Annotated in this window: 18 protein-coding genes; 12 read left to right on the top strand and 6 right to left on the bottom strand. The window is 43.1% G+C overall.

All coding sequences use genetic code 11. The features are described 5' to 3' along the window. Positions 1 to 71 precede the first annotated feature (71 nt). From deoC to ABUE36_RS08785, 9 genes are all read left to right on the top strand, one after another. The gene (gene deoC / locus ABUE36_RS08825; protein ID WP_421016623.1) at positions 72 to 758 is read left to right on the top strand and encodes a deoxyribose-phosphate aldolase; all 687 of its coding nucleotides are present in this window, start codon (positions 72 to 74) and stop codon (positions 756 to 758) included. Between the two features lie 116 nt (positions 759 to 874). Next, the gene (locus ABUE36_RS08820) at positions 875 to 2086 is read left to right on the top strand and encodes a phosphopentomutase (RefSeq protein WP_421016622.1); all 1212 of its coding nucleotides are present in this window, start codon (positions 875 to 877) and stop codon (positions 2084 to 2086) included. 25 nt (positions 2087 to 2111) lie between these two features. Next, entirely contained in the window at positions 2112 to 2822 is a 711-nt protein-coding gene (deoD, locus tag ABUE36_RS08815) for a purine-nucleoside phosphorylase (RefSeq protein WP_161000932.1), read from the top strand. 182 nt (positions 2823 to 3004) lie between these two features. Continuing rightward, a complete protein-coding gene (locus tag ABUE36_RS08810) occupies positions 3005 to 3967 on the top strand; it encodes a sugar-binding transcriptional regulator (RefSeq protein WP_421017481.1) in 963 nt (320 codons plus the stop codon). Positions 3968 to 3986: 19 nt separating this feature from the next. Continuing rightward, positions 3987 to 5285 carry a pyrimidine-nucleoside phosphorylase gene (locus ABUE36_RS08805; protein ID WP_161000931.1) on the top strand — a complete coding sequence of 433 codons (1299 nt, stop codon included), beginning with the start codon at positions 3987 to 3989 and terminating at the stop codon, positions 5283 to 5285. 373 nt (positions 5286 to 5658) lie between these two features. Then, on the top strand, positions 5659 to 6999 hold the full coding sequence (locus ABUE36_RS08800; RefSeq protein ID WP_421016621.1) for a cytosine permease: 1341 nt from the start codon (positions 5659 to 5661) through the stop codon (positions 6997 to 6999). Positions 7000 to 7224: 225 nt separating this feature from the next. Continuing rightward, positions 7225 to 8070 carry a hypothetical protein gene (locus ABUE36_RS08795; protein WP_421016620.1) on the top strand — a complete coding sequence of 282 codons (846 nt, stop codon included), beginning with the start codon at positions 7225 to 7227 and terminating at the stop codon, positions 8068 to 8070. A 71-nt stretch (positions 8071 to 8141) separates the two neighbouring features. Further along, positions 8142 to 8786, top strand: coding sequence for a hypothetical protein (locus tag ABUE36_RS08790; RefSeq protein ID WP_161000928.1), 645 nt, complete (start codon positions 8142 to 8144; stop codon positions 8784 to 8786). A gap of 5 nt (positions 8787 to 8791) precedes the next feature. Further along, positions 8792 to 9379 carry a hypothetical protein gene (locus tag ABUE36_RS08785; RefSeq protein ID WP_161000927.1) on the top strand — a complete coding sequence of 196 codons (588 nt, stop codon included), beginning with the start codon at positions 8792 to 8794 and terminating at the stop codon, positions 9377 to 9379. 143 nt (positions 9380 to 9522) lie between these two features. On the opposite strand, the gene ABUE36_RS08780 is transcribed toward ABUE36_RS08785, so the two are convergent. Further along, positions 9523 to 9963, bottom strand: a complete 441-nt coding sequence (locus ABUE36_RS08780) for an ArsC/Spx/MgsR family protein (RefSeq protein WP_161000926.1) — start codon at positions 9961 to 9963, stop codon at positions 9523 to 9525. A gap of 257 nt (positions 9964 to 10220) precedes the next feature. On the opposite strand from ABUE36_RS08780, the gene rbsR reads away from it, so the two are divergent. Beyond that, on the top strand, positions 10221 to 11228 hold the full coding sequence (rbsR, locus tag ABUE36_RS08775; protein WP_161000925.1) for a ribose utilization transcriptional repressor RbsR: 1008 nt from the start codon (positions 10221 to 10223) through the stop codon (positions 11226 to 11228). 80 nt (positions 11229 to 11308) lie between these two features. Here the strand turns inward: rbsR and ABUE36_RS08770 are convergent, their stop codons facing one another. The 3 genes from ABUE36_RS08770 to ABUE36_RS08760 all read right to left on the bottom strand — a co-directional run bounded on the left by ABUE36_RS08770 (position 11309) and on the right by ABUE36_RS08760 (position 13039). Next, positions 11309 to 11599 carry a helix-turn-helix transcriptional regulator gene (locus ABUE36_RS08770; RefSeq protein WP_161000924.1) on the bottom strand — a complete coding sequence of 97 codons (291 nt, stop codon included), beginning with the start codon at positions 11597 to 11599 and terminating at the stop codon, positions 11309 to 11311. After that, positions 11586 to 11939, bottom strand: coding sequence for a type II toxin-antitoxin system RelE/ParE family toxin (locus ABUE36_RS08765; protein WP_161000923.1), 354 nt, complete (start codon positions 11937 to 11939; stop codon positions 11586 to 11588). The genes ABUE36_RS08770 and ABUE36_RS08765 overlap by 14 nt, the downstream gene beginning before the upstream one ends. 185 nt (positions 11940 to 12124) lie before the next feature. After that, positions 12125 to 13039, bottom strand: a complete 915-nt coding sequence (locus tag ABUE36_RS08760; RefSeq protein ID WP_161000922.1) for a LysR family transcriptional regulator — start codon at positions 13037 to 13039, stop codon at positions 12125 to 12127. Positions 13040 to 13240: 201 nt separating this feature from the next. Here ABUE36_RS08760 and ABUE36_RS08755 point away from each other — a divergent pair, with 201 nt between their 5' ends. After that, a complete protein-coding gene (locus tag ABUE36_RS08755) occupies positions 13241 to 15085 on the top strand; it encodes an FAD-binding protein (protein ID WP_421016619.1) in 1845 nt (614 codons plus the stop codon). Positions 15086 to 15751: 666 nt separating this feature from the next. On the opposite strand, the gene istB is transcribed toward ABUE36_RS08755, so the two are convergent. Next, complete coding sequence (gene istB, locus ABUE36_RS08750) at positions 15752 to 16489, bottom strand: IS21-like element helper ATPase IstB (protein ID WP_014386885.1); 738 nt, start codon at positions 16487 to 16489, stop codon at positions 15752 to 15754. A 9-nt stretch (positions 16490 to 16498) separates the two neighbouring features. Continuing rightward, complete coding sequence (gene istA / locus ABUE36_RS08745; RefSeq protein WP_003555353.1) at positions 16499 to 17722, bottom strand: IS21 family transposase; 1224 nt, start codon at positions 17720 to 17722, stop codon at positions 16499 to 16501. A gap of 138 nt (positions 17723 to 17860) precedes the next feature. Here istA and ABUE36_RS08740 point away from each other — a divergent pair, with 138 nt between their 5' ends. Further along, positions 17861 to 18790 carry an IS30-like element ISLpl1 family transposase gene (locus ABUE36_RS08740; protein ID WP_421016461.1) on the top strand — a complete coding sequence of 310 codons (930 nt, stop codon included), beginning with the start codon at positions 17861 to 17863 and terminating at the stop codon, positions 18788 to 18790. Positions 18791 to 18817: the final 27 nt, after the last annotated feature.

Raw genomic sequence — 18817 nt, 5'->3', positions numbered from 1 at the left:
TAAAATATTGTGGACAAATGTTCACGGCTCTTGATATACTGATGTCAGACAAATGAAAGGGATTTCATAAAATGACATTAACTGTTGCACAACTCGCAAAATACATGGATCACACAATGCTTAAACCAGAAGCAACTTCTGCAATGATTGATAAAACTGTTGCGGAGGCTCGCGAATACAACACTGCTTCCGTATGTATCAATCCGTACTGGGTTGCTCGTGTTCACAAAGGACTTGAGGGAACAGACATTGCTACTTGTACTGTAATTGGGTTCCCACTGGGAGCTTCAACGACCGCAACAAAAGTTTTTGAAACCAACGGTGCCATTGATAACGGTGCCGACGAAATTGACATGGTTATCAATATTGGCGAATTAAAATCTAATCATGATGAAGCTGTGTTGGCAGACATTAAAGCTGTAGCGGAGGCTACTCATGCCAAGGGTAAATTGCTTAAGGTGATTATTGAAAATGCATTATTAACGGATGAAGAAAAACGGCGGGCTTCCGAGCTGACCGTTAAGGGTGGCGCTGATTTTGTTAAAACCTCGACTGGATTTTCCACTTCTGGCGCTAAGGCCGAAGATGTTCGTTTAATGCGTGAGGCAGTTGGTCCTGACTTTAAGATTAAGGCAGCCGGTGGCATGCACAGCTTGAAGGATGCGTTAGCAATGATCGACGCAGGTGCCAATCGTTTAGGTGTCTCTGCATCAGTTGCAATTCTTGAAGAAGCAAAGGCACAAACGGCAACAGTTTAACAAGATGCATTTTCAACAAAAATGTAAGCGCTTGCTAAACGAAAAAGGTTAAGTGATTTTAGATAACTGCTCATTAATATGAGCGTAAGCGAGACAGGAAAGGACTTTCAAAAATCATGGCATACAAACGAATTTTTGCAATTGTAATGGATTCAGTCGGTATTGGGGAGGCACCAGACGCAGCGGACTTCGATGATGTGGGCGCTGATACACTTGGACATGTTGGCGCGTTTTATGCGGGAGACTTGGCACTGCCAAATTTAGGTAAGTTGGGACTTAGCAACATTCGTCCCGATAAGCCGATTCAGGGTGTACCAGTCGCTGATCAAGCCATTGGTGCGTTTGGCAAAATGCGTGAAGTTTCTGCTGGTAAAGATAGTATGGACGGTCATTGGGAAATGATGGGGCTGCCTGTTAGAAAGCCTTTGTCGACTTTTCCAAACGGATTCCCAGAAGAAATCATTAAAAAGCTGGAAGATTTCTCTGGCCGCCATGTAATTGTCAACAAGCCTTATTCGGGAACTGACGTTATTCACGATTACGGTGAACAACAGATGAAGACCGGCGAATTGATCGTTTACACATCTGGAGATTCGGTGCTTCAAATTGCCGCCCATGAAGATGTTATTTCTGTTAAAGAACTGTACAAAATTTGTGAATATGCGCGTTCACTAGTTAATGGACCAGAATGGACAATTGGCCGGATTATTGCGCGTCCTTACGTTGGCCCGGACAAGGATCACTTTACTCGGACGGCTAACCGTCACGACTTCAGTCTAGAACCAATTGGTGAAACGGACATGGACCGCTTAAAGGCGGATGGACTTGATGTGATTGGTGTTGGGAAAATTAATGACATTTTCTCTGGCCATGGCATTACCAAGGGCTACCACAATGAAAGCAACATGGACGGAATGGATCATGTGGATGAAGTTATGGCTAGTGACTTCCATGGTTTCTGCTTTACGAACTTGGTCGATTTTGACGCAATGTATGGTCACCGCCGTAATCCAAAGGGATTTGGTCAGGCCTTAATGGATTTTGACCAACGGTTGACCAAGGTATTGGCAAACTTAAAGGATGATGATTTGCTCATGATCACAGCTGATCACGGTAACGATCCTGGCTACCGTGGTACAGATCATACACGTGAATTCGTCCCGTTGTTGGCATACTCTCCATCTATGAAGCACGCTAATCAGTCATTGGGCATTCGTCCAACGTTTGCTGATATGGGCGCGACAGTATTGGAAAACTTTGGTGTGCAAGGGAATAGTGAAGGCACCAGTTTCTTGAGTGAAGTCAGCAATGGCGAAACGGTAAAATAAACCTTTCGAATGAGGAGGATGCACAATGAGTACACATATCGGTGCCAACATGGGTGATTACGCTGATACAGTTTTGCTGCCTGGAGATCCACTGCGGGCAAAGTATATCGCTGAAAATTTTTTGACCAACGTTAAACAGGTGAATTCGGTTCGAAATGCTTTTGGCTACACGGGTGAATATAAAGGCCACCGTGTTTCCGTTCAAGGGTCAGGGATGGGAATTCCATCCATGTCCATTTACATTAATGAATTAGTTAAATTCTTCGGTGTGAAAACAATCATTCGGGTCGGTTCATGTGGCGGCATGGCGCCGGATGTCCATTTACGGGATGTGCTGTTGGCATCAGGCTCAACAACTGACTCTGCTGTAACTGCGAATACATTTGGACCAAGCATCCATTATGCACCGCTAGCTAACTTTGAACTGCTGGATACAGCTTTTCATGAAGCTCAGAAGATGGGTATTACGCCCAAAGTAGGCGACATTTTTGCTGCAGACCGTTTCTATAATGATGAACTAGACATGAAGAAGTTGGCTGATTATGGCGTTATTGGCACCGAAATGGAATCAGCAGGGTTATACTTGTTGGGTGCCAAACTTCACTTCCGTGCACTGTCTGTGTTGACGGTCAGTGACTTAATTTTTGGCGAAGAAAAAACCACGGCGGAGGAACGCGAAAAAACGTTCAACGACATGATTAACATTTCGTTAGCGACAGCGATTGCTGGTAAGTAACGCAACATTGAGTTTGAAATGTTTAGGAAGACATTGGTTAATCAATAAAGGGCGAATGGTTCGGCGATTTGCCAAATCATTCGCTCTTTGTTGATTGTCTGTACTGAAATTGTTTCCGGCCATAACGTGATGTTAACTGCAATCGTGACAGGGATTCCGAAACCGTGGGACGAAAAGAGGAAATGTTCGTGGAAACAGATGATCAAAAAACGGCAGATAGTCTTAAGGCAGCGACCTTGTACTACCAAAACAATTGGGGACAAGGCGAAATTGCAACCGAAATGAACATTTCACGTGCAACGGTTTCACGCTTATTGCAGTACGCAAGAAAAACTGGCCTGGTTAAAATTGAGATTGCTGCGCCGATGACACCAGTAGCTACTTTAACAGCGCAGCTTCAAGAAAAGTATCAGCTAGCGCATTTGCTAGTTGTGCCAACACAAGGGACGGGTACTCCCGATTTATTGTCACGTGTTGGAAAAGTGGCCGCAGAATATATTGAATCAATTGTAACGACAGATGACATTATCGGACTTGGGTGGGGAAAAACCATTCACCAAGTTGCAAATCATTTGGATCCTAAGGATGTTAGCGGCATAACCGTTGTTCAGATGAAGGGTAGCGTGGCAAACACACAGAGTAATAACTTTGCGTTTGAAAGTGTTAATACATTTGCTAACGCATTTCATACGCTACCGCAGTACCTGCCGCTCCCAGTTATTTTCGATCACCAACAAACAAAAGAATTGGTTGAACAGGATACACACATTAAACATATTATTGAACTGGGCAAAAAGGCTGACATTGCAGTTTTTACTGTTGGTACAGTTCGCGACTCAGCATTGCTGTTTAAGTTGGGATACTTCACTCAAGCTGAACAGGCTTATTTACAAGACCATGCGGTTGGCGATGTATTTTCTCGCTTTATTAATGCTCATGGTCAGTTGGTTGATACAAATATTGATCAGCGAACGATCGGTATTCCACTTGACGCACTCGCCAATATTCCACACAGCGTGTTAGTGGCGGCTAATCCTGCCAAGGTACCGGCTGTACACGGTGCTGTTACAGCCGGTTATGCGAACACGTTGATTATTGATCAAGGAAGTGCAACTCAGCTATTAAATTATGACCCAGTTCACTAAGTGATGGAGGTCAGTAACCATGAGAATGGTCGATGTAATTGATACGAAACGTAATGGTGGAGAACTAACCACCGAGCAAATTGAATTTTTTATTAATGGATATACAAAAGGTGACATTCCGGACTATCAGGTTAGTGCACTATTAATGGCGATTTATCTAAAAGGAATGACAAAGCAAGAAACGGCCACCATGACAATGACCATGTTGCATTCGGGAGATCAGTTGGATTTGAGTGATATTCCTGGCGTCAAGGTGGACAAACATTCGACTGGTGGTGTTGGCGATAAGACCAGCATTCCATTAGCGCCTTTGGTAGCCTCGGTTGGTATTCCAGTGCCAATGATTTCTGGGCGCGGCCTTGGTCACACGGGTGGCACGTTGGATAAGTTGGAGGCCATTCCTGGTTTAAAGGTTGAAATTAGCGAAGCATCATTTAAACAGCAGTTGCGCGATGTTGGTTGCGCCATCGTCGGCGCAACTGGAAACATCGCTCCAGCAGACAAAAAGATTTATGCATTACGTGATGTAACTGATACGGTTGATTCCATTCCATTGATTGCTGGCTCAATCATGAGTAAAAAAATTGCCAGTGGAACAGATGCCTTAGTTTTGGATGTTAAAACGGGGAGTGGCGCCTTTATGAAAACAGAGGCGGACTCAGTTGCATTGGCCAAGGAACTAGTCGGCATTGGTAAAAGTGTTGGTATGAATGCAATGGCGGTTATTTCCGACATGAATCAGCCACTAGGGAACGCCATTGGTAACGCCTTGGAAATTGAAGAGTCGATTGCATTATTAAAGGGCAATGGCCCAGCTGATTTGCTTGATTTGGTATTAACAATTGGCAGTCAAATGGTTGTCATGGCAAATAAGGCAACCGATCTAGATGCCGCCAGAAAAATGCTACAGCAGCATATTGATGATGGCTCCGCTTTGACCAAGTTCAAAGAAATGATCATTGCTCAGGGTGGTGACGGTCGCGTGATTGAAAACCCAGCAATGATGCCTCAGGCAACATATCAGATGCCGATATTGGCAGCTCGTGATGGCGTCATCACCAAAATGAAGGCAGATGAAATGGGCATTGCTGCGATGATGCTCGGTGGTGGCCGGCAGAAGAAGGATGATCAATTGGATTATGCTGTCGGTTTGACGTTGTCCAAAAAGGTTGGTGACGAAGTTCATCAAGGTGACACGATTTTGACAATTCACAGTAACCGAGAGGATGTTAGCGACGTCCAGCAATTGATTGAAGCAAATATTGCAATTGGTGATGAGGCGCAGCCGTTGACACTCATCCATGAGGTTATCGATTAAAGACTGGTTTTAGAACAAGTGTCGTTTGCTCAAGTAACATTTGCACTTAACCTTGATAGTGGCGAGCGTTTTGGGCCGGTCAGTGAAGTAGGCCGTTGTCATCATTGTATTAAAAAGGCATGTCGAATATTGGGTCTCACGCTTGAATCTGCGTGTGATTATTGCTAAACTACTCTAGAAAATAACTGTCCGACAGTGAGCGGACCTTTTTTGGAGGCAAGACCATGATGTTTTTGATGAGGCGTTTTTTCAAACAACAAGTTACGGGCATCGTGGCCTCTCAGTCATTTTCCGCAAATATTGCTAATTACAAGCGTTACTGACATTACTGTGTTGGTAGCGCTTTTTCTTAGCAGCAAACGGAGGAAGAGACATGAAACAAACAGCATCAGAAGCGTCACACAGTATGAGTTTTTGGGATCAGACGGCGACATGGATTGGAGCCAATGCCAACAACGGCACTTGGTATGTTGGTGGCGTATTGGCTGCACTAGGACTGGGTGGGGCGATGAAAGTATTAATGATCACCGGTCCAATCGCTTACCTGCTACTGGCTCTCGTCGGGTATATAGGGTTTCAAACGCGACGCTCTACAATGGCTTTGACGAATGTTTCGTTCGGCCGTTGGGGTAGCGTCGGGCCGTCATTAGTCAACGTGGTTCAGTTCATGGGCTGGGCTGCGGTAAACACGTTTATTGCAGCCGGTTCTATTAGTTATTTGCTTCATGATCTACTGGGCTGGCCAGTTTTTGGTCAACGCGGCGGATTGAAGGGCATTATCTTTGGTATTTTGATGATGTCAATCTTGCATCTGATTAGTATTTCGCTCGGTCAACGGTCTGTACGGATTATTGAGCGTGTTGGAATTGTGTTGGTAATTTTACTGGTATTGTGGGAAACATGGGCGGTTTTTCAAACCGTATCGTTGAAGCAGTTGACTCAGTGGCAAGTGCCAATTAAGTTTCATCTGCCGACTGGTAATGCGATCGATACGTTAGCGGCGTTTAACCTTGCTTGGGTGACTGCTGGTGCGGATTTCACCAAGTTTGCAAAGAATAAGACGGCTGCTACCGTAGCGCCGTTTGTTGGCGGCACAGTTGGATTGTTCTGGTTTGCGCTCGTTGGTATCATCGCTACCATTGGTGCGGCGGTGACGCTGCACAGCTTTGATCCGAATGCATCTGACCCAAGTACAGTGGCTTCACGGCTTGGCCTAGGTATTTTGGCAATGATTGTGATTGTATTGACGAGTACCACCGCAAATGCAGTTAATCTAATGGCTGCCGGCACGGCATTAACCAACATTTTTAAACGACTTCGACTTACGCCAGCTCTATGGCTAGTAACAGTGTTGGCGACGCTGATGACATTGATTCCTTTGTGGTCTAACAGCTTTTTGGGCGTGTTCACGATGTTCTTAGATTACGTGGGTATGATCTTGGGACCAGAGATTGCCATTATTTTAGTCGATTATTATCTTATCCATGGCGCACGCTATACTGATAATATGTTTGCTAACTCACCAAGGGTGAACTGGTTGGCCTATGTCAACTGTGGATTCGGAATTTTGAGTTATTTCTTGTTACGCCAAGTCGGTTGGGTAACAAATACAATTGGTGCCACGGTATTTGCAATGCTCATTACAGCTAGTCTACATTTGGTACTGGGCCGGTTAACGGTAAAATTAAGGAATACGGTGCCTGAAAATAATTAAATAAATATTGCAAGTGCGGCGAGTTCGCTTTTCAATGGCCGTTGATAATACGTAATCCGTTTGCAAACGTTAAACGCAACATATTAATGATGATAACGTCATTAATATGTTGCGTTTAATTTTTTGCTGGACCGGTACTTTTGTGAGTTTATTGCCGTCTAATGAATTGCATTAATGAAAATTAATCGTTATTCTACCGATACATTATTTTTAAGGGGATCAAAAATGAGTCAGCAACAATTTTCAACCGCCAGTTTACGCGATCAAACAATCGATTTACGAGTATCAACATTTATTAATCATTTATGGACCACACAAGAAACTATTGCTGACTTCGAAATCAGTTTAACAACGACCTTGCTGGTTCTGCCGGTGACCGTGAAGCAAAAACGACTGACGTTGATTCTGGATTATCGGCTGGGACCATTATTGGTGCGCCGACCATGTGGTACATTGATGCGAGAATTGATGGCTAAGAACAGTCGAACTCGCCAACAAATGGCGATCGCCCATCATTTTTTGGGACAGAAACATTACACACCTTATGTAAACGGTAAATATGGTTTTGTACCAACCGCGGGATCAACGATGCAGGACACTGGCTGGTTAGGATTTTACAAATTAGTTCAGATTCGTCGCTTGACTCATGAAGCCTTGCTGATTTTTAAAAATAACATGAAGCTCATCTTACCGTTGTCACATTATTTTATGCTGCAACGATTAAGAGATGCGGCGGCGATTATTCAGTTACAAAAGGAACAGTTAGAATTGATGGTTGAAAATAGTGGTTTTGATCGGTGTCGGCCGAATTTTACGAATAAGTTGGCTCAAGTATTAGGAATGCGACCCGAACAAGTTTTACATGACGAAACGGAGTTTTATGCACACACGGTCGAAGTTTTAATGGTGGCAGGGTTAGAAGATTTCCTAGTGGACGGTTACGATGCCGTGCTCAATTTAGACCGGGAAACGATTGCAAAGGAAGCCCGTCAGTTTTTAAGAGGACATGGGCATTTAATTGTGCCGAAAACACGTCACTTTGTGTCAGATAGGGACGACGAGACAAATTAGTTTTTCTATGAAAGCGGATTCTATAGCGTTATGATAAAGACAACAAAACAACACAAAGAGAGGCTTTCGCAATGAGTTTTACGACACCGATCACGAAGCAAGAACAACAGGTTTTTCATGACTACCAGATTCCTGTACATGATCCACTGAGTGTATTCGACAGTTTAAAGCAGGTTCCTAATATGACAGGCAATTTTGAGGGCAGTGACGTCGACTTGAACGATTTACTGTCAGATTATGTTGCCGTTCAGTTAGATTTTAACCGCTTAGTGGATACCATTAACCAGGAGTGGTGGTCGCAGTTACAAACATGGCATAAGTTAACTGGGGATCGTTTATCAGCTAACACGAAAGCACATGCTGATCAGTTCGGTCCGTTTGAACAAGAACGGGTTCAGTTAGCCAAACAGGCGGAGCAAGGGTTTCCTCAAGAACTACTTAAAAAGCCACGTAGTGAATGGCGGTCTCAGGATCTGTTTGGCTATGATTACATTATGTTCCAGGTTGATTTAAAGTGGGAATTCTTTAACATCATGGAAATCCTGGCAAATATTAATCCAGATGTAAATGTCGAAACGGTCGCAACTGAAATTCAGGCTAAGTTAGCACCAAAGCATGGTCCAAAAGAACGCAAAGTTGACATGAACCAACCACAACCGGATGGACCGGATAATAATGATGCTAGTAACGCCAATGGATCCTCACGGAAGGGGTAGAAACAATGCAATATGTGACGCCGTTAAGTCAGGCGGATAAGAAACGGTTTCACCAACGCAAGGTGACTGTGGACGCTCCGCTTGCAAACGTAAAGGACTTAATGGATCAGCATTTGACAGGGCTGGTTAGTGGTCGTCAATTTGACCTATTAGCGTTTCTCAATAACGTGTTCGCTTGTCAGCTACAAACGTTTGCCCTTACGGAAAATTATAATCTGTTAGAACAACACGAAAATGAAAATAATCTAAAGCAATTTTCCGAGAACAGCCAGGCATTACATCAGCGTTTAGCAGCTTTAATGGACAAGGAATCTTCACTGCTCAAGGACTATGAGTTGCTTCACGAACAGGTCCGTGCCAATTACTATGCAGCTGAACCAGACGATTTGGCCAGCAAACAATTGGAGGGAACGGCGACTAACTTAGAACTAGCCTTTCACGCCCTGCTCGGAATGAGCGCTGATACACAGTGGTTAATGGAAGTGGGGATGCAAACTTTACGGTTGCTCAATCCAGCGTTAACAACCGCAATGATTCAACAAATCAGTGCCAGTATCATGATGCTTGTAGAACAAAGTGACGATGTAGCGTAGTGAAAGATATTTTTTAACCTAGCGTAAACGCGCTAATGTGAAAAAATGTGTTCATTTGAAATGACATCAAAACACCTCCTGACAATTGTGTATGTCCAGCCATTGGTTGGCCCCGCACGATTGTCAGAAGGTGTTTTTAGTCTTTACTCAATATCAGAAAGATCATCGCTTTTGGATTCGCGGAGGAGCATAGTAGTTAGCTCTTGAACCCGGACACTTCTAGGCAAAAACACTCTGATGTCATCTTGTGAAAACCCCGTTTGCAAGATGTGAAGGTGGTCGTCATAAATAATTGGAAAATGTAAAAGACGGATATTCGCAATCATGGCTGTTAACAATGCTTGTAAGGACATTGCTTCAGGATCATGATTTTTGATAAACGCAGCATAAGCGAGTGACTGGAAGGAAAGCAAATCATCAACGCCATTTTCGGAGGCCATTAAAAATTGTTTCAATTCGTCAATCGTCAATTCTGGTTGATCTACATGGACACGTTGCTCAGTGAAAGCAACATCATGTTGGGTTAACCAACGGACTGCCTGACGAGAGGGTAAGTTTGACGGAATCGTATAAATTTTAATCATGTTATTCATCTCCATTTATAGTGCAATTAATGTTTCTATGATGAGTATAAATAGTTATTTTTTTGAATAACAATATTTATGTTAAGTTGTAAATTCGCCGAACAAACGCGAAAACGAGTCGATTCATTGTCAATGTAATGGCGAACAAAATGCAGTCTCACGGGGATCAGCGCACTTTATGGAGAGTGAATATGCTATGATATTCGTAACATAAAAAATTATGATTTAACCGAACTTATGGGGGTTGAAAAGTAAAAATGGCAAAGCGGGTAACGATTAAAGACGTCGCAAAGACTGCTGGACTGTCGATTACGACGGTTTCCCAAATTCTCAACGGGAAGGGCGAAAGATTTCCTGCCGCAACACAAGAAAAAGTGATGAAAATTAGGGATCAGTTAGGATACGTTCCTAACTTTAATGCCCGTAATCTAATCAGCCATTCAATGAAGACTGTTGGAATTATCGTGCCCAACTTAGTAAATCCATTCTTTGCCATGTTCTTGCGTGGCATTCAGGATGCGATGTACGAACATGAATGTGTGCCAATGATTTTAAGTGCAGACCGCGACGAGGCGTTGGAGCATTATTATTTGCGCACGCTGGTTGAACGTGGTGTGGACGCGATGATCATCGCTAGTTCAGCTGTCGGTAATGATGAAATCAATGGTTTACTCAAACGCAATAACGTGCCGTACTTATTGTTTGACCAAAACGATCCCATTAACGAAGGGGACCGGATCATTGTCGATGATGAACGTGGCGGTGAGTTGGCCACTTCCCATCTTATCGAGGCAGGTCATCAAAAAATCGCTGTGGTTTTACCAGACCGACCGTCACAAAATGTGCGTTTGCGACTAGCTGGTTACCGCAGTGCGTTAGTTCGTCACGGCATTGTCTTTGATGACGAGCTTGTCTTCTCAACGGAATTGTCAAAGGCCGGTGGTTGGGCCATTGCCCAAAAAGTGATTGATTCTGGTGCAACAGCAGTGTTCTGCGTTAACGATGAAATGGCATTGGGACTGTTGAGAGGCATTAATGCGTTGGGAAAGCACGTGCCAGCGGACTTATCAGTTGTGGGCTACGATGACATCGATCTGGATGACTATATGGTGCCGCGCTTAACAACGATTCACCAGCCCGTTTATGATATGGGGACATGGGCTAGTCAGATGATTATGAACCGTTTGCGAGAACCAGAACATGCGCCACAGTTGAAGGTGGTTGACGTTTCGTTAATCAAACGTGATTCTGTGCGTAAAATATAAACGAGATAATAAAAGGGATTGAAATGGTCGACAACAGTGTGCAACCATTTCAATCCTTTTTGAATTCATGTTTATTTTGTTTACCGTACAAATCTTAATTCAACATGCGCGCCAACACTGTCAGCGATTTGTTGCAAGGTTTCCAGTCGTGGATTCATAATGCCGGTCTCAATGCGAACAATCGTCGATTTCGCCAGACCGGCCTTTTTTGCCAGCACAGCTTGTGTGTAACCAAGTTCATGGCGAAACTCATATAAAGCAACGGCGGCGTTGCCTGTGCTGACGGTCTGATCGTAGGCTTTTTGAAACTTTGGATTTTTAAGTTCTTGTTGAATGAGGGTGTCCATGGTTTGGGGATTATTTTTTATCATTATCGTTTCTCCTTAGATACTTTGCACGTATGCGTTTGGCACTATCAATTTGTCTTTGTGGTGTTTTATTGCTTTTCTTCGTAAATCCAAGGGTAATAAAATAGTTATTTTCTTCGATGTGAAAATAAATGGCGCGTCGTATGTTATTGGATTGAATTGATCTAATCTCGAACAAATTGTCCTCAATTTTTTTAACCCACAGTTGTCGTATAGCGACATACAATTCATGGGACTCTATTAAGGAAATCGTTCCGACTAGTTTTGCACGGTCTTTATCTGAAAGATTGCGCAAAAACTTTAGAAATCGGTCACTGGGAATGAATTTTGGCTTTGTATTCATTTAAAAAGTAGCATTAACGCCACTTTTTTTCAACTCCTTTATACTACGAATTAAGTTTGGGACAGCGATAATTAATCGTTGATCCGGCATTACTTAAACATACGTAAAGGAGAAAGTGTTTGTTTTTCTTGAAACCAATTTTCATTCAGTTTTAATGGTGGACGTGGCCCGGCATAGTATTGTGCTCATAGGTTGAAATCCATTTGCAGAAAGTCAGTAGTCACAGCATTTGCGGCCGCCTGCTTATTAATTTGTGCGACGACGCTTAGACTCAATTCATCGCTGGGCAAATGAATGGCTGTTACATCGGCTGTTAGTTTAGCAGTTTCAACAAGTGAGTTTGGTACAATGGCAGCCCCCATGCCTTTGGCAGCCAAGCGTTCTGCGGTAATCAAGTTTGCCGTGACAAACGTACGCCATGGATGAATGTTATGAGCAGCCAGATAGCCTGAAACAATTCGTTGGAAACCAGAATCACCGCGTTCGACAATCATTTCTTGGCGCGCAAAATTGAATAGGATTGCCTCTAAATTGGTGGTCACATCTTGACTATTAACGTTTGCCAACGCATTTTTAGGCATTATCAGTGTGCAGCCCTCCGAATATAGTGGAATGTGTGTGATTTCGGGTTGTGGCGTTGGTGCAACACCAAAGTAAATATCAAGTTGATTACTGGTCAATGCCTGTTCACCTTGTGCTGGGGCCAATTCATGCAATTCAAGAGTGACTTCAGGATGGCGACGGTGAAATGCTGGCAATAAGTTTGGCAACAATATTGAGCCAAGTGACTGGGTAACTCCTAAGCGAAGCGTTGCATGTTTCGCCGTTTTAAACGCCTGTGTAGTGGTAACGACACGATCAACCTGGCTCATTAACACACTCATTTGATTGAGATAGTAATTGCCAGCAGCTGTTAATGACAGGGGATGGGTACTTCGATCGACCAAACGGACACCAAGCTCAGTTTCGAACCGTTTGAGTTGTTTGCTAACGTTTGGTTGCGTCAGATACATTTCGTTTGCGGTATCAGAAATGCTACCAGTCGTTTGTAGCGAACTGAGAATGCACAGTAATTGTTGATTTTGATTCATTGTCGTCATTAAAAGAGCCTCTAATCTTTATGCCATTTTAGGCATATCATCTCACTTAAAAAGATATTTCACAATTGGGGCAAAACCAGTAACAATGATGGTGTGCGATATAAAGCAGTCAGTTGAATGCATTTAGAATGGATTGCTCATTATTCAACAAGCAAGCGAATTAACTGATTCGAGTACGTTATCAAATATGGAGGAAATATGATGGCAAAAATAAATTGGGCACGAACATATGATGTCGTTGTCATTGGCTTTGGCGCAGCTGGCGCAACTGCCAGTCGGTTCGCTGCCGATAATGGGGCAAAGGTCTTATTAGTAGATGCAGCGCCATTAGGGCACGAAGGTGGTAATACACGTTACGCTGGTCAGGTCGTTCTAACTGGGCATGATCGTGCTAAGACCAAGCGTTATTTCAAGCAGATGTTTAACGGTATTAAAATAGAAGATGAAATGTTGGATACGTATGTCGACGGAATTAATCAAATTCCAGCGTATATGCATGATTATCTCGATGTCGATGAACCGGTTAGTTACAACAAAACGCATCGTGATCCAGGTTGGCAGGACTTTGCACATGGCCTTTCGCCAGAATATCCAGAATTCGATGGAGCCGACGCGATCGATTTGACAACCGTACATGATGGTTTCTTTGACGCCACATTATGGAAGAACTTGCGTCAGCACGTGACGGATCGGACTGACCAGATTGACGTTTGGTTGGAGAGCCCGGCAATGCGTTTGATTCAAGATCCCAAATCAAAGATGATTACGGGTGTTACAGTTAAGCGCAATGGTCATGAGGTTAACATTGCGGCCCGTAATGGTGTGGTCATGACGATGGGTGGATTTGAAAATAATAATGACGATATTCAAAACTTCATTGGCGTACCTAAGTTGAAGGTGATTGGGACCTTGTACAACAAGGGTGATGGAATTCGGATGGCACAAGAAGTTGGCGCTAGTTTCTGGCATATGCACAGTTATGAAGGATACGGTTTTGACACTGGCTTTACGTTTGAAAATCCGACTGAAGAACGGGGCAAATTTATTCTTGGCGCCTGGCCCGAACTATCGCATGGCAGTATTTTTATTGCTGCGGATGATGGTAGTCGTTATGTACGTGAGGATGAAAATGGCCGTCATGGTCATGCTTACGAACATGGTCAATGGCATAACCCAACGGTTTACGCGCATCCTCATCTAATTTTTGACCAAGCCCAGTACGACACGATCAAAGGACAGGGTAAGTTGCCATATCCTGACTTCTGTAAGTTGGTCGTTAAAGCAAACTCAATTGAAGAGCTTGCGGAGAAGATTCAGGCTGATCCTAAAGTGTTGTCACAAACGGTGGTTTCCTTTAATCGCTTTGCCGATGCAGGTCGCGATGATCAATTGGGTCGTGACGGCGATAGCATGCGTGCATTAGATGACGGACCATATTATGCTGTTGAACTGGCCACTGCAATGCTTAATACCCAGGGTGGTGCCAAACGAAATGCGAAGGCTGAAGTGCTAAATGCTGACGGTGAACCAATTCCCCATCTATATTCTGCCGGTGAGTTTGGTGGCATCAATGCCAATCAGTATAATGGTGGTGGTAATCTTGCCGAATGTTTAATTTTCGGCAAGATCGCCGGTGAAAACGCCGCTGCACCAAAGCAGGATACGGTTAGTGATTCTGACCAAACAGCTACAGATGCGGATACGTCTGCTTCGATTCATGAAGATTCTGAGACTGACCTTGGTGGCAACGATTTGGTGGATAATTCTACCAACTACACGGTTGGCGATAACCAATATCTAGGTAGTGCTAACAACGGTATTGGTGGTCAAATCGTGGTTCGGGTAACATATGCAGATCAACACATTAAAAATGTCGAAGTGTTGCAGGAAAGTGAAAGCGAAGACGTTGGTCGTAAGGCCGTGGAGGAGATTCCCCGCGAAATCGTCGCGCAAAACACGGCTGACGTTGATGCCGTTTCCGGTGCTTCGTCATCCAGCCGGGCTGTTAAGACGGCGGTTAAGGATGCGTTGAGTAAGGTTAAGTAATTTTTTTCCGCAGTAAACGTGATCTAAACTCATTTTAAACGAATAAGTATGACCGATATGGAGTGATGCAGCCTAATAATTAGGTTTAAATAAAACAAGCATTACTGTCTAATTTTTGGAATAGGGTTCTAATTAACCATTTTGCTTTTAATCTTTACTAATGCAAAAAGCTCATGGCGTGAAATCATGCCATGAGCTTTTTAGACAGACCAGTGTAAGGGAGTTTTTGCTTTGACCGCAGTATTACGATGACGTATGTGTCAAAATTTTTTTTGGATCAATTCCTAAATTATTGCAAAATGTCTATTCCCTTTCGCTGGTCCAGCGGCAATGCTTTCAACCACTGGCTATGTAACGTCTAAAGATTGGTGGAAACTGAGTGCCATTTTTGGGGTTATGTTCAACGTCATTTGGCTTGCCGGTGGTTTACTTTGGACTAAAGTAATTGGTTTTTGGTAGAACAAATTAAAACGTATATTAAAATTGACTCACTAGAAATATGATCGATTCCTAGTGGGTCAATTTTTGTACTTAAATGGTAGATTGTAAAATTAATCCGAACGCTGTTCGGACAAAAAAGATCAGCTTCCTTTAAAATGGTGTTTACTGTCAAGGGCAGTTTAAAAATGTAGGTTTTCGGCAGAAAGAAATGTAGGTTTTCGGCAGTTACTTGAGGCCACGTAATCGGTAAGATTTACCAGTGATCTTCACTACGTGAACATGATGAACCAAGCGATCGAGAATGGCTGCTGTCACAGTTGGGTTCTGGAAAATATCAACCCAAGCGGATAGATCACTATTGCTGGTAATGATCGTTGAATGCTTTTCATAGCGGGCATTGACTAGCTGAAATAAGAGGTTAGCTTCTTGGTGACCAATTGGCAAATACCCAATTTCATCAATAATTAATAGGTCATAGCGCGAATAGCGGCTTAGAGATCGATCAAGCAGTCCTTTTTCGTAAGCTGCTCTCAATCTAATCAACAGCTCATGACAATTAATAAAGAGAACCCGACAGCCCTGTTTACAGGCCTCAATCCCAATACTAATTGCCAAGTGGGTTTTACCGACTCCCGGATTGCCAATAAAGATTAAGTTTTCAGACTTTTCCATAAAAGCCAGATTCTGGAATTCCAGAACCTCTTGGCGATTCATACTGGGTTGAAAGCTAAAATCAAATGTATCTAGGGATTTTGTATTGGGGAACCGAGCACGGCCAATGGCCCGTGCAATCTGACCTTCGTGTCGATTCTGGAGTTCCGAATTAGTTAAATCAATTAGCGCCTCAGTTAATGACAGATTATCAGTGTGAATTTGATCAAGGTAATTCGGCAAGTATTCACGGATTTTGTTTAACCCTAAGCGCTCAAGATTATTTAAAAGAATTTGATTATTAGTGGTCATGGTAGCCTCCTATAAGTTGTCGTAATCAGTCATATGTTCACGAATGTAAGCTGAAATGTCTTCATCTGTCCGCCCTTTAAGCAAATCAGATTTGAGGATATTGAACTGATCTTGGGGGTCATAATTCAGCGAATTGGTAGTTATGGAGTGCGTACGAATTTCTTCTCCGTTATAATAAATGTGAATGCGCTGCTCATCATTGGAGATTTCAACAGCAACCGTACAACCAATGTATCGCGGATCTACTGAGTACTTACATTTGCGGAAATTGATCATGGCCTCCTTCGAAACGACACGGGTAATGTTTTCTTCGAAGTATGGTTCAAGGAGATTAACTGGAACGCGATGAAGGTACTCTTTTTCTTCGTCTAACCATTTCAGGTACGGGACTTCGTCCGTGGCCTGCGAAGTTTCATGATTTAGATCATCTCGGAGCATATGAACTAGTTCGATTAGCTCAGTTCCATCAGCAAATTCAGTATTGTATGGCCGTAAACGTTCAACCGTGCGAGCAAGGGCTTCAACTGCACCTTTAGTTTGTGGTCTGAATGGTCGACAAGCAATTGGTGTGAAACCGGCATCTTTACAGAATTCGTGGAACCGTTCGTTAAAGACAGCGTGGCCAAACTGGGATTTTGTATGATCCACAACGGTTTTCATATTATCAAACCAGATTTCCGTCGGAATACCTCCGGTATGAAGGAAAGCGTCGTGTAAGCAAGAAAAGAGGGTATCTTGGCTCCGATCAAAGGTTAGTGTCATATATTTGAGTTTTGAATAAGGCAATACATACAAGAAAATATTGAATTTAAACAGCTCACCCTCGCTGCTCACTAGGGCCATTTCTTCTTTCCAGTCAACTTGAGCAGAGAGACCAGGGGAATGTTCAATCCGAATGGTAGCTTTCTTAACTCGTTCTCGGCGGGTTTGGCGACAATAATCTTTCACGAGGGTATAGCTGCCGGTAAAGCCCTTCTTCTGGATAAATTTAAAAATTGAAGCAGCCGAACAATTTAGTTCAAGCTTTGAATCGATGGTTTGCTTGAATGGATCCAGTAAACTTGGCCGTTTCGGTCGACCACTTGGTCGGCCCTTAAGTCCAGCTTTGACTTCCTCATAGGCTTTCTTAACGGTTCGATAATCAACATTATATTGCCGGGCAATCTCGGCGAAGTTAGGCTTAATATTTTCAGTCACGTAAATCGTCACTCCTTCTCTTAAATCACGTCTCACATCAAATTCCTCCTACACTCTGATGTGATTCATGATACAAAAAATGTAGGAAAACCAACAGTTCTAACCTGCCGTTTTCCTACATTTTACGGGTGCCTTTTACATTTACCACAAACCCATCTTTTAGGAGCTGATCTTTTGTCTAGTATAACCTATTCCGAACGAATTAAAATCGAAACCTTTTGTGAACTAGGGCTGTCCAATATCCAAATGGGCGTTCGGCTGAACCGATCACCGTCAACAATTTCTTATGAATTATCTCGATGTCAACCTTATCAGGCTGAATTAGCACAAACAGATGCCGAATACAAGCGATCACGATGTGGTCGGAAAACTAAGCTGAGCGATGAGTTAAAGCAAAAAATTCTCAACCATTTACGTCTAAGCTGGTCACCAGGAATGATTGCTCACGAATTTAAACTAGCTACTAAATCTATTTATAATTGGCTAAATCAGGAGAGAATTGATTTCTCCTTGAATGATCTACCTGAACATGGCGTACGCCAACGGCGTAACGTTGACCAACGATCCAAATATAATCAATCTTTGGGGCGATCAATTGAACAGCGTCCCATGATGATTAATCAACGTAATCGCATCGGCGATTTTGAACTAGATACAGTCGTTGGTCCTCGTGGGCATAGTAAGGCAGTTTTATTAACTTTAATCGATCGAAAATCACGGTTCCTTTGGGCATACCGGTTAAAAGATCGGACGACAGTGACTGTTAATGAAGCACTAACTAAGTTCCTAACCACTTTTAATGGTCCGGTGCACAGCTTTACTGTGGACCGTGGCACTGAGTTTAGTGGGCTAGTATCACTTGAATCACAATATGGTATTAAGACCTATTACTGCCATGCTTATACGCCAGCTGAACGTGGTAGTAATGAACGCTTTAATCGGAATTTACGTTATTTTTATCCTAAAGGGACTCGTTTTGAACACATTAGTGCTCAAGATTTAACGACGACGTTACTCCAAATTAACCAGCGACCGCTTAAAATACTCGACTGGCAAACACCGTATCAGGTTATGCTGACAAATTTGTCCAAAAATTCGGATTAAATTTGCAATCTACCAAATGTTCATTTT

Origin of the sequence: Furfurilactobacillus cerevisiae (assembly GCF_048961765.1) — a bacterium.
In the GTDB taxonomy this organism is placed as follows: Bacteria; Bacillota; Bacilli; order Lactobacillales; family Lactobacillaceae; genus Furfurilactobacillus; species Furfurilactobacillus milii_A.
This window is presented reverse-complemented; position numbering and strand designations above follow the sequence as displayed.